The 11,601-nt window shown below is 45.6% G+C and carries 9 protein-coding genes and 1 pseudogene; 4 read left to right on the top strand and 6 right to left on the bottom strand.

Annotated elements, in window-relative coordinates; translation table 11 throughout:
- From ACTS3T_RS23835 to ACTS3T_RS23810, 6 genes and pseudogenes are all read right to left on the bottom strand, one after another.
- Nucleotides 1-420, bottom strand: a pseudogene (locus ACTS3T_RS23835) (hypothetical protein); the annotation flags it as partial.
- A gap of 65 nt (nt 421-485) precedes the next feature.
- On the bottom strand, nt 486-2,273 hold the full coding sequence (locus tag ACTS3T_RS23830) for an ABC transporter ATP-binding protein (RefSeq protein WP_462935853.1): 1,788 nt from the start codon (nt 2,271-2,273) through the stop codon (nt 486-488).
- 37 nt (nt 2,274-2,310) lie between these two features.
- The gene (locus ACTS3T_RS23825) at nt 2,311-3,573 is read right to left on the bottom strand and encodes a glycosyltransferase family 4 protein (protein WP_462935852.1); all 1,263 of its coding nucleotides are present in this window, start codon (nt 3,571-3,573) and stop codon (nt 2,311-2,313) included.
- 62 nt (nt 3,574-3,635) lie between these two features.
- A complete protein-coding gene (locus ACTS3T_RS23820; protein ID WP_462935851.1) occupies nt 3,636-4,619 on the bottom strand; it encodes an NAD-dependent epimerase/dehydratase family protein in 984 nt (327 codons plus the stop codon).
- Entirely contained in the window at nt 4,616-5,677 is a 1,062-nt protein-coding gene (locus tag ACTS3T_RS23815; protein ID WP_462935850.1) for a Gfo/Idh/MocA family protein, read from the bottom strand. The genes ACTS3T_RS23820 and ACTS3T_RS23815 overlap by 4 nt, the downstream gene beginning before the upstream one ends.
- A 77-nt stretch (nt 5,678-5,754) precedes the next feature.
- Nucleotides 5,755-6,759, bottom strand: coding sequence for a glycosyltransferase family 2 protein (locus tag ACTS3T_RS23810; RefSeq protein WP_462935849.1), 1,005 nt, complete (start codon nt 6,757-6,759; stop codon nt 5,755-5,757).
- A gap of 565 nt (nt 6,760-7,324) precedes the next feature.
- On the opposite strand from ACTS3T_RS23810, the gene ACTS3T_RS23805 reads away from it, so the two are divergent.
- The 4 genes from ACTS3T_RS23805 to ACTS3T_RS23790 form a co-directional block, all read left to right on the top strand.
- Nucleotides 7,325-8,521, top strand: coding sequence for a glycosyltransferase (locus tag ACTS3T_RS23805; RefSeq protein WP_462935848.1), 1,197 nt, complete (start codon nt 7,325-7,327; stop codon nt 8,519-8,521).
- Between the two features lie 13 nt (nt 8,522-8,534).
- On the top strand, nt 8,535-9,428 hold the full coding sequence (locus ACTS3T_RS23800) for a sulfotransferase domain-containing protein (protein WP_462935847.1): 894 nt from the start codon (nt 8,535-8,537) through the stop codon (nt 9,426-9,428).
- A gap of 109 nt (nt 9,429-9,537) precedes the next feature.
- A complete protein-coding gene (locus ACTS3T_RS23795) occupies nt 9,538-10,734 on the top strand; it encodes an O-antigen ligase family protein (RefSeq protein WP_462935846.1) in 1,197 nt (398 codons plus the stop codon).
- 37 nt (nt 10,735-10,771) lie between these two features.
- A partial coding sequence (locus ACTS3T_RS23790) for a sulfotransferase family protein (RefSeq protein ID WP_462935845.1) occupies nt 10,772-11,601 on the top strand: 830 nt, incomplete at its 3' end.

Raw genomic sequence — 11,601 nt, 5'->3', positions numbered from 1 at the left:
TAACGAGTAAGTTCCACCATTTCTAACGTACTGAAAGTACATTGATAAGATGGCACTCGTTTGTTCTCTAATAACAATAAGAACTTTTGCTTCTGGGGAAATACTGTACAGACGATCTGCAAAAACTTGACTTTCTAGCCATACTCCATAGGGATTTCCACTTAAACGTTCATGGGAGATGACGGGTACCTTACTCTCTTCTATTGCTTGGCTCAAGCCAAAGCTGAAATATTGTTTGACATCATCAGTAAAACGAAACTGGTTAGGCATTATTAACTGGCTGACTATATTGTTTCGCTCAAAAGGAAATGAAAAGTTTATGGTTTGATTGTTTTTGAACAAACAATTTTGCAACCATGTTGTTCCAGTTTTGTGATATCCAATATGGAAAAGTGGTTTTATAGATGTGTCATTATGCATGCTTTTAAAACAAGAGTTTCGTTTTCTCAGAAAATCAAACTCGTTTTAATATTGAGCTAAGTCAGCTACAAACAGCTAACAACCTCGCTATAGGTTCCTGACCTAGAAAGTTCTCCTCTTTCCATTACATAAACTTGGTCACACTTTTCAACAGTGGATAGTCTATGAGCAATAATGATTAGTGTTTTATCACCACTGAGTCGGTTAATAGATTCGCTAATTAATTTCTCTGTTTCGTTATCTAAAGCAGAAGTCGCTTCATCTAAAACCAATATTTCTCGCTCGTGATAAAGGGCACGCGCAATGCCAATCCGCTGTCGCTGACCACCCGACAATCGCACACCTCTTTCACCCACGCTGGTATTAACGCCTTGGGGTAGTTGGGTGATCAACTCTTCTAGCTGAGCAGTTTTAATGGCTTGCCATAACCTAGCCTGATTAATCAGATTATCGGGTACACCAAAAGCAATATTGCGCTCTATAGTGTCATCAATGAGAAAAATAGACTGAGGGATATAGCCAACAATGTTTTGCCAAGCTCTTAAATCTTTATAGATAGAAAGTCCGTCTGTAGTAATGTCACCTGATTGAGGTTTGAGCAGCCCTAAGATAATATCCACAACGGTGGTTTTACCAGCGCCAGACTTGCCAATGAGAGCAATAGACTCACCTTTTTTAAGGGTAAGAGAAAAGTTTTTGATGGCAGGCGATTGAGATTCAGGATAGGTATAAGTAATATTTTTTAGCTGAATTTCTTTCTTGAAAGGTAAAGCCTTTTGTGAATCTTTGGAGGCGAAGCCATTAAGTCTTTTAGAGAGATCTCTTTGATATTCAGATTTTTCGATCTCTTTTAAGTCATTAAACAGCATATCTACCGCATACCCAGACTTGCGCACCAATCCAAAAGACTGCATCAACAGACTAATAGAAGGAATTAGCCGCATGGCAGCTACTGCAAAAACGCCTAGACTGGCAATAAATTGCTCAAAGTTAGCTTCAAAAGTTAGCAGTGCAATAGAAGTTAAGGAAATTAGAAAGATGACCAATACTGCTTCGATCGCCGTTCGAGGCAGCATTTGTAGTGAACTTGAAAGCGTAGCTGATTTAGCGTAACGCAGAGAATGTTGGCTCATCTCTGCTTCAAAAAAACTTTCACATCCGATTACGCGAGTTTCTTTTAAGCCACCTAGCGCATGGTTGAGGGTACGAATCATACCTTGCTGAGCCTCAGACATATCCTGTCCCCACTGTCGAAACCTTTTGCTAAGCCAGATAAAGAAGAAGATAACGGGCAGCAGAGTAGCTAGAATTAAAGACAGCAGCAGAGAGTCGGTGACAGCTAATACAATCAGCAATGAAAAAACCACCACCGCATTGGAAAGAATTTCTAACGCGGGTAAAAGGCATAAGTTGCAAAATTGGTTTGTTTCTAAAACGGTAACTTTGACAATGCTGGCCGTATTTTTTTTGAGATGAAACGTGTAAGGAACGCGTAGGTAGGTTTCTAGTAATTTAGAAACCAGCATCTTTTTTTGGTTGAAGCTAAAGCTAAAGGTATAAAACTTTCCAGCAAAATAAACAATTGCTTTAATTAAAAATAAAAAGACAATAAATAAGCCGAATAAAGCAACAAATTGACGTTCTGAAGAAAAATTTAGCCCATCAAAGAGACGGGCTAAAAGACCAATCTCTTGAATTTGACTAGGAGTTGAAGCAATAGCCAAAAAGGGGCCAATCAAGCCGATGCCCAGTGCTTCCAAAATAGAGGTTGAAAAAAAGACAGCAATCAACACAGGCAGTTTGCGTTGGCTATCGCCCAGAATGTACCAGACTTTGCGAAGAAAATTAATCATCGGTGCTATAAATTGCTTGGCCTATAAAGTTCTTTTACTAAATTTGTTTGGCTACCAGATTTTTTTGCAATTCGGCAGACGTAACAAGCGTTTTTTCGCCTTTGAGCTGATGAGAGAATATTTCGTGCAGCTTTTGAGCTTCGGTTTTGAGGTTAAAGGCTTCTTTTACTTGGCGACGGCCTGCCTGTCCCAACTGCTGCCGCAGCTCAGCATTTTCTGCCAGTAAACAAATTTTTTGCTGCAAGGCGTAGACATCTCCTGGCGGCACCAAATAACCACTTACCCCTTCTTCGACTAGCTCACTAATGCCTGCAATTCTTGTGGCAATGACGGGTACCGCAGTCGCCATCGCCTCCATCAAAACAACCGGAACGCCTTCGGCAAAGCTGGGCAAAACAAAAATATCAGTCTGCTGCAAATACTGACGCACCGCCGATTGAGATTGGTAGCCGACAAATTCAACCACAGTTTGCAAGCCCATTTGTTGAACGTTTGCTTCTAAACTGGCTCGCTCTTCGCCATCGCCTACTACGGTCAACTGCAAATTTGGCTGAGTTGAGTGCAACTGGGCTAAGCTTTCTAGCAAAATAGGCAACCCTTTCATTGCCGCTAAGCGGCCTACGTACAAGAGTTTGACTTTGTCGGTAGGGTTATGGGTAGCTGTAAATAAATCGGGATCAACGCCACAGTGAACAATGTGCATTTTGCTCCAGGTTTCAACTGGGGCAAATAACATGCCCTGGCTACGGCAGAAGTGACTGATACAGCTAACAAAGAGAGCCTGCTTAATTTTTTCACCGAGTTGCCAGCGGTAAGGTTCAAAGAAAATATGCGGCCCATGCAGGGTAAAGCTAAAAGTGAAGTTTCCTAGCTGCGCTGCCAGCATCGCTACGGTACAGCTAGAACTGGCCAGATGATTGTGTAAGTGCTGGATGCCGAGCTTTTTGATGTGGGCCGCGAGGATCCCCGCTTCGGCAAAGTAAAATGCCTGATACAACGCGCCTTTGATACCGGGTTGGCAGGTTTGCTTGGCTAGAGAAAGGGCTTTGAGATAGCAAAACGGGGAGCTAAGCAGCAGGGCTAGATGGGTGAATAAAACCGAGATGAAGTTGGCTGGCAGCAGGTAAAGGGTGCGATCGCGTTCGGCTTTTTGTTCTGGGCCAACCCAATGAGCTTTATCTGGCTGCCGCACCGAAAAGGTTTGAATGTTAACCCCTAGCTGGCGTAAGGCGGCCACTTCTCTTTGAATAAAGGTGTCGGTGGCTCTGGGATATTCACCTGTGAGGTAGGCAATGCGCATGAAAAGGCTCCTGGTGAAAACGTCGTGCAGCCTGCGCGTTTACATACGGCTGCTGGGCATCGTTACAGACTGCGGATAATCGCTTCTTCTAAGGAATATTGAGGCGACCAGCCCAGTAGCTGCTTAGCCCTTTGGTTGCTATAGCGGTGGGGTCTAAAACGCCCATGCAACTTGGCCGGAACCAAAAGTCCTGGAAGTCTGGCTTGACCGTTGAGCAGTTTTTGATTGACAAACCAGGCCGCGTTGGCAAGTAGCTGCATCAAGCCCCAGTTGACAGGGACGACTTTAGGCGGATTGGGATCGTGCTTGAGCAGGGCTTGGGTAAAGGCTTGTTTGCTGGGTAAGCGATCGTCAACGATATTGATGGTTTGCCCGATCGCGGCTTCTTTTTCAGCCGCCAGCACAATCGCTTCGGCGCAATTTTCTACATAAGTGAGCGGCATTTGTCCCCAAAAGCCAATGCGCAAAAAGCGACTGCCAAACTCAGCCCCTAAACAGGGATTCCAGAGATTGTCTGGGCCGTAGACCATGCCCGGTCTGATAATCGTTACCTCAGCCGCTTGTTGGTGTTGAAAGTCGCGGACGAGTTGTTCTTGGATGAGTTTGGTTTGCGCGTAGCCATCGCGATCGCCTGGTTCATCTTCAATAGGGGCATTTTCGTCTAGCAAAGCGCCTTGCGGCAGTTGCAGGTAGTCGTAAACCGAAAAGGTGCTAATGGCAACGAGCCGCTTGATCCCAGCGTCGGTCATAGCGTTTAGCAAGTTTTCGGTGGCCATGATGGTACCAGCAAACTGATCGTAAAAATCGCCAGACTTAACCGCTGCCAAATGAATCACCGCGTCGCAGCCTGCTAGCGCATCTGCGAGTCCTCGGCGCTGACGCAGATCTAGACGCACCAGGTCAACGCCTGAATGCTCAGACCAAGGTAGGCGAGTTGCGTCTGTTTTGGGACGAATTAGGGCGACAACCTGGTGGTTGTGCTGCAGGGCTGCTGTTACAACTGCTTGACCCAAAAAACCGGAGGCACCAGTAATTAAAAGCTTCATAACTGATTGGTTTCTGCTAGCAATGCTTCAACTAAACGACTGGGACGAGCCATCTGATCAAAACCAATAGGCGGGGCGCTGCCATTGCCGATCGCCCGATAGGTTTGATCTAATAGCTGATGCAGCCCTTCATAAGGGGTTTTTTGCATAACTTTGCGGCGGAAGTTACGAAAACTAGCACCGACGAACTCACGCCCCGTGAGAAAGTGATTCACCAGGGGGGTAAGTTGTTTACCAGCGCTGCGGGGCACGACACAGCGTAGATAAGGCTGGAACAGGTCAGTTTCGGCATAGCCCTTAGAACCGCGAACGGCCACATAAAAACAATCTGGCTGGGTGTGACAGCTAAAGCGAAGGCGGCTATGAAGCGTATCGCTGATGAGGAGTGCGTCTAGATCGTCGTATTTAAACAAGTCGCCGCCGCCGTGATTGCTCCAGGCGGCGCGGATGCGGTTAAATTCAGCTTCAGGAGCAAAGGCAAAAACCAGATAGCACAGGTGGGTAATGAAGTCATGAATGACGCCTGCGGGCAACTGGTGTGCCGGACTGGGCAAATTTTCATCTGCGTAGCGACCGCCGCCGCGAATGTCTAAGACAAGCCGAACGTCAACTTCTTGGACTTCGCCGAGTTCGCCGTTGGCGATTAGCTTTTGGATTTCTAGAATGGGCTGGTTAAAGCGGTAGTTTTGATCTTCAATTAAGTGGCGATCGCACTGCTGCGCCAGTTCCCACAAATCTTTGAAGTCGTTGTAGCTCAGCGTAATCGGCTTTTCGCAAATAACGTGCGCCCCGGCTTTGAGGCAGTCGCTAGCCATAGATTTGTGCAACTGAGGCGGGGTCAAAATATGCACGACATCTGGCTTAGCGGTTGCCAGCATTTCGTGATAGTTGGTAAAGGCGGCTTCGGCTTTGAAATGCTGAGCCGCATAGTTGGCAGCAGCCGGGGAGAGATCGCAAACCCCCACCAGTTTAGCCAGTTCAGAAGTTTCTAAAAAGGTCAAATGCTCTTTAGAAATTAACCCCGTCCCGATTACCGCAGATCTCAGCGCTGCCGCCATTATTGCATCTCTCCAGAACAACTACTTGGTAATGGATTGTCTATCCGGCTTTGTAAACTTGAGCAGATCATTACGTTTTAACTGGTGGCAGTTTTGTATTCAATCAGGGTGGCGGGCTTGCCTTGCCACTTGGTTAGCGTGTATTTCCACTGCCCCCAAATCTGCGGAAATTTAGACAGGGTGCAGTAAATGCCGTAAAGCCGTGCCTGCGCCGGGGCATCACCGCAGCGCCGCCGATACTGATAAACCCGCCACGCCAGCAGCGGATAAGCCAGCAACAACAGCAAGCTAAACCCGTGGGTAGGCCAAGCCAGGGCGATCGCCAACAGAGGCACCAACGCTCCCCATAGCCAGCCGCTCCGCGCTTGGCGCAGCATGTATTTTTCGGGAGAACGACCATACAAGGTTTTGCCTTCGGCGATCGCCCAGCCGCCTCGCACCGAACGCCGCCACCACTGGCTAAACTTCAACATGGCAGCATCGTGTAGCGTCATGTCGGCGGCAATCCGCAAAATTTTCCAGCCCTGCTGTCGTAGCCGAATACACATCTCAGGCTCCTCGCCGCAGATCAGCGCTGGGTTATAGCCACCGACCGCTTGAATGGCGGTTACTCGCATCAGGGCATCTCCGCCACAAAAATCGGCTTCTCCTACTGGCGTGTTCCATTCCATATCGGCCAACTGATTGTAAGGCGAAGCTTCAGGAAATCGTTCGCGGCGGCGACCACAGACAACAGCCACCTGAGGTTGATTTGACAAGGTAGAAACAGCCTGCTCTAGCCAGCCGGGAAGCAGTTCGCAGTCACCGTCGATGAACTGGACGTAGTCTAAAGAGGGAAAGTTGCTGACTAAATATTCAAAGCCTGTATTGCGGCCTCTCGCCATCGTAAATGGCTGCGACATGTCTAGCTCAATCACCGCTGCCCCCCGCGATCGCGCTGCTGTAACGCTGCCATCGGTTGAGCCGGAGTCTACATATACCGTGGGTAGCGGTTCGGGTAACTGAGCAGCTAGCGACTGAAGACATCGAATTAGCCGCTCGCCTTCGTTCCGACCAATGACAACCACACCGACAGAACTCATAAATTAATAACGCATACAGAGGAACGACAAAAATCCGACTTAATTTAGCAAAGCGATCGCAACCTACGTGTAGGCTAACGGTATCCCTTAAATCTCATCCGAGCGATCGCGGAAACTTTACTAAGTCTTTAACTAAACGATCAATCAGTATGACTTGTAAGGGAACATAATTTGTTCCAATAGACTCTTTTTCCATGAACCCTCAAAGACTCATTCACTTGCAGATACGGTATTTTACTATTTTTTTATAATCTTGCAGCTTTCCAGCCAGAATGGTTAGACTAACAGACCTTTTTACTCACTTTCAGTTTTCATAGACTACGTTAGTCGCCCGCACATCTGTCTAGCGAAAGAGTCTTCTGTAACCTCTATTTGTTCTATGGACTACACAATTTTGTTTAAATCTAAGCTGTTCTTGAAGAGAAAGCTGTCTGAATTTTGACGTTTAACCACCGATCAAGCTCCTCCTTTTGCTTTTCTTGCCTGAGTCTCTACCGCTTTATAACAACTGATGCGTAGCCTACCGTTGGCAAAAAATATTAAAAGATAGCCTCAACGCTTAAGTATGAAACCTGACGCTAAACGCCTCTTAATTGTTTTGTATGCTGGAGATTATCGAGCGGCTTACTATCGATTTGCTAATGGCCAAAGCGAAACCTATCACGCCCATAATTATGCAATTCAATCCCTCATCGATATGGGGCAGAAAATAGCAGAAGTCGCTGTCTTATGCTGCTACTCTCAAGCGCCTTACAACGAACTGGTTGAGCCAGGGTTTCGCGTCATCGGCACAGGTTTGAGTCCAAATCAGCCAGCCAAACACTTAATTAAGTTCATTGCAGCTTACCAGCCTACCCACCTAGTTCTACGTGCCCCTATCCCAGAAATTTTGCGGTGGACAATTAAAAATAAAGTGCCAACGATTACGCTTTTAGCTGACTCTTTTCAAAATCACAAACTCAAGCACAAGTTAAGAAACTATCGGTTGGCTCGGCTGCTCAACAACCCTCAAATCGAGTGGGTCGGCAATCATGGTGTTAGCGCTTGCCGTAATTTGGTGTCTATTGGGGTGAAGGCACATAAGGTTGTGCCCTGGGATTGGCCTTACAGAGTGACGCCCAGCCAGTTTTCGGCTAAGCACTTGCCCGACACCAAAGCGTTTTGGGAACTTGTCTATGTCGGTTCGCTCAGCGAGTCTAAGGGGGTAGGAGATTTAATCAAAGCCGTTAGTCTACTCAAGCAGGCCGGAATTGCCGTCAAACTCAAAATTGCGGGCAAAGGATCTTTAGAAACTTTCCGGCAAAAAGCTATTGACCTGCAGGTTCAAGCAGAGGTGTCATTTTTGGGCTTGGTGCCGCATGATACGGTTGTTGACCTGATGAGAGCAGCGGATTTTGTCATGGTGCCCAGTCACCACGACTATCCAGAGGGTTTTCCGCTCACCCTTTATGAAGGACTATGCTCACGCACACCAATTATTGCGTCAGATCATCCTATGTTTTGCCATAACTTAACCCATCAAAAAAGCGCCTTTCTTTGTGCAGCCGCTAACCCGCAAGCAATTGCCAACTCAGTTCAGTCACTTATCACCAATCCTGAACTTTATCATCAGCTTTCTTTCAATTCGGAAAAAACTTGGCAAAAGCTTCAGGTACCCGTCAAATGGGCAGATTTCATTTTGCAATGGCTGCTGCCAGATGGCGGTCAAGATTCAGCTAGTTTGCAAAAATACTGTTTAAGCTCAAATTCTTATACTTCATAAGAAGCGTTGCTAATTGATTGTTTCTGTAGCCTCAACTCTTAAAAATATGCAGCCAAATTTCTTAATTATCGGAGCTTCTAAGTGTGCGACGACATCGATCAGTCAGCTGTTAGCACAGCATCCAGAAATTTTCTTGATTCAAAAAGAGCCAAGATTTTTTTCGGAAGACGAAAATTTTTCTAAAGGTTATGAGTGGTATGAGTCGCTTTACTCAGGTAGTGAAGCTTATAAAGCCAGAGGTGATAGAAACAATCTTTACACCATGAAAGAGGTTTTTCCTAAAACCGCTGAAAGAGTCTTTTCATACAACCCAGACTTTAAACTTATTTATTGCGTTCGCAATCCTGTGCATAGAATTGAATCTTACTGGCTGGAGATTCGTTCCCATGGTGGAGAAGGCGTACACTACGATTTTAATCGAGCAGTTCATGTTAATCGGCACTGGCTAGTAGATGCTTCTAACTATTGGCAGCAAATTAGCGAATTCCGAAAATACACCGCAGACGACAATATTTTGATTATTTTTTACGAAGACTTTAGAGAAGATAATCAGAAAACTCTAAAGCAGTGCTATGAGTTTTTGGAGGTTGATTCGGGTTTTTCTGCTGCTCAGGATGTAGTACATCTCAATCCTTCTGAAGGTAAAAAAGTGCCTTCGAATACTTTGTCTAAGCTGCGGCAAAACTCGTTTATTCGCGAGGGTGCCAAGATAATACCTGCTTCTATTCGTAAGCCGTTGATGAGAAAACTATTCTTTAAACCTTCTCAAGGCAAGCCAGTTTGGAATTCTGACTCTTTAGAGTGGGTACTTGATCAGCTTGCTGGCGACACTCAAAAGTTTCTCGATTTTTATGGGAAAAGCTCTGATTTTTGGGACTTAAAAGCAGTCAAAAAATTAAATACTTAATGGCTCAATTATAATCGAGAAAAAAATAGATCCCCGTAAGACATCGTTTAAGGATTCTCTTTAGCTTTACGAATTTGGAGAAAGAAACTATCTAATCTAATCGTGATTTATGAAGGTTGATCTTGACCGAGTTGAAAGAGTGCTTTCGGGCTTCATGCTCCTGTTTTATACAGGTGGCCTGTCTCCTTTTATTTCGAGTTCTGCTAGCACCTTAGTGAGATACAGCCTTCCTGTCTTTTTTGCCTTTTTATTATTTGCCAGAATAGAACTTACGCTGAAGTGTGTAAGAAGAGGTTTTTTGATATGGCTGTTGCTTTTTGAAGCTGCAGCTTCTTTCTTGTGGTCAGAGTTCCCGGCGATTACTTTTGAGTCGGTTCGGGCTGAGTTGATCCCGATGACCATTTTTAGCCTATATTTTGCCTCACGTTTTACCGTAAAAGAGCAGCTAAAAATTGTCGCGACTACACTGGGAGCGGGTGCGCTGCTAAGTTTGTTTGTTGTGATTACCAATCCTAGTTTAGGTGTACATTTAACTGGCAAGCATGAAGGGGCGTGGCGGGGAATCTATGGCAACAAAAATGGATTTTCTGCCCACATGGCGCTGACTCTAGTTAGCTTTTTTGTTTTAACAGTTAACAAGTCTAATAAGAAAGAAGCTTGGTTTGGCAGAATAGGGGTTGTTATTTCAATTGCGCTGATTTTGTTGTCAACCTCAAAAACAGGATTGGTCGTTTTTATTGCTGTTCTTGCCGTTCTCTCTGTTTATCGCTTTTACCGTTGGCGAGGCAAGCAAACAGTTTTGATCCTAGATTTAGGAACTATGTTTGTTTCTGGATTTGTGGTCGTTTTAACAGCTTTATGGAACACAATTTTGTTTAGCCTAGGTCGAGATCCAACGCTGTCAGGTCGAACGTTAATTTGGGAGGGTGTTAGAGAGGCCATAGCTGCAAGACCTTTTTTAGGGTATGGCCGAATGGCGTTTTGGGCACCCGGTAGCTCTCATGCGGTAGCAGTTGGGGCAAAGGTTTCACATAACTTTATTCCGGCTCATGCTCACAACGGCTTCTACGATTTAGCGTTGTCGCTAGGGCTAGTGGGCTTTGCTATGTTTGTAATTGGTTTTTTACTCACCTATTTTCATGCCCTAAATAGAGCTTACGCGGCTAAATCTCCGGCTGATTTTTGGCCGCTGGCTTTTCTAACCCTGCTGCTTATGTACAACATTACTGAAAGTGTGCTTATGCGCTCTGTCAGCATTCATTGGGTGCTTTATGTGGCAACTGTTTTGTCAGTAAAAGCTAAATAGTTTTTGGTTCACTATTTTAAGTTATTAGCAAAAAATGATGACTCGAAAGCCTGATTTTATCATTATTGGTGCGATGAAATGTGCCACTACAACGCTGCATGAGCAGTTAGTAGCTCAACCGCATATTTTTATGTCTACGCCTAAAGAGCCTAACTTTTTTAGCGACGACGATCAGTATGCTCAGGGAATGGACTGGTACTTCAATTTATTTGCAGCGGCTACAGCGACTGATTTATGCGGCGAAGCCAGTACCCACTACACTAAGCTGCCGACGTATCCCCACACGATTGAGCGGCTAAAACAGCAGGTACCGCAGGCTAAGCTAATTTATATGATGCGCCATCCGATCGATCGCTTGGTGTCTCATTACATCCATGAATGGACGCAGTGTGTGATCTCGACGGATATTAATACAGCGATCGCCCAGCATCCTGAACTTGTCGCTTATGGTCAGTATAGTTTTCAGTTAAAGCCTTTTTTTGAAGCTTTTGGGACGCAGCAGATCTTGCCTGTTTTCTTTGAGCGTTTTTGTGCCTATCCGCAAGCAGAGCTAGAGCGCATTTGCCAGTTTATTGGCTATTCGCAGCCCCCGGTGTGGCAAGACGCCCATGAACGGGGGAATGCTTCTAGCGAAAGAATGCGCCGCAGCGCTTGGCGCGATTTGCTAGTAGAAGCACCTGTTTTGAAGCAAGTGCGTCAGCAATTAGTGCCAAAGGCTTTTCGTAATTGGGTGAAGGGTTGGTGGACACTTAAAGAAAAGCCACAGCTTTCGGCAGAAAATTTGGCGATTTTGCAAGCAAAATTTGACGAAGATCTAGAGGTGCTAGGGCAATGGTTAGGGTTAGAACTTAACTGCGACAACTTTAA

Origin of the sequence: Almyronema sp. (genome assembly GCF_052168255.1) — a bacterium.
Classification (GTDB): Bacteria; Cyanobacteriota; Cyanobacteriia; order Phormidesmidales; family Phormidesmidaceae; genus Sphaerothrix; species Sphaerothrix epifaneia.
Note: the sequence above shows the minus strand (reverse complement) of the source record. Positions and strands in the feature narration are given on the sequence as shown.

Excerpts from the sequence above, each read along its gene's own strand:
- ACTS3T_RS23805 (WP_462935848.1), top strand. The coding sequence starts at position 7,325 with ATGAAACCTGACGCTAAACGCCTCTTAATTGTTTTGTATGCTGGAGAT.
- ACTS3T_RS23815 (WP_462935850.1), bottom strand. The coding sequence starts at position 5,677 with ATGGCGGCAGCGCTGAGATCTGCGGTAATCGGGACGGGGTTAATTTCT.
- ACTS3T_RS23825 (WP_462935852.1), bottom strand. The coding sequence starts at position 3,573 with ATGCGCATTGCCTACCTCACAGGTGAATATCCCAGAGCCACCGACACC.
- ACTS3T_RS23830 (WP_462935853.1), bottom strand. The coding sequence starts at position 2,273 with ATGATTAATTTTCTTCGCAAAGTCTGGTACATTCTGGGCGATAGCCAA.
- ACTS3T_RS23820 (WP_462935851.1), bottom strand. The coding sequence starts at position 4,619 with ATGAAGCTTTTAATTACTGGTGCCTCCGGTTTTTTGGGTCAAGCAGTT.
- ACTS3T_RS23810 (WP_462935849.1), bottom strand. The coding sequence starts at position 6,759 with ATGAGTTCTGTCGGTGTGGTTGTCATTGGTCGGAACGAAGGCGAGCGG.
- ACTS3T_RS23795 (WP_462935846.1), top strand. The coding sequence starts at position 9,538 with ATGAAGGTTGATCTTGACCGAGTTGAAAGAGTGCTTTCGGGCTTCATG.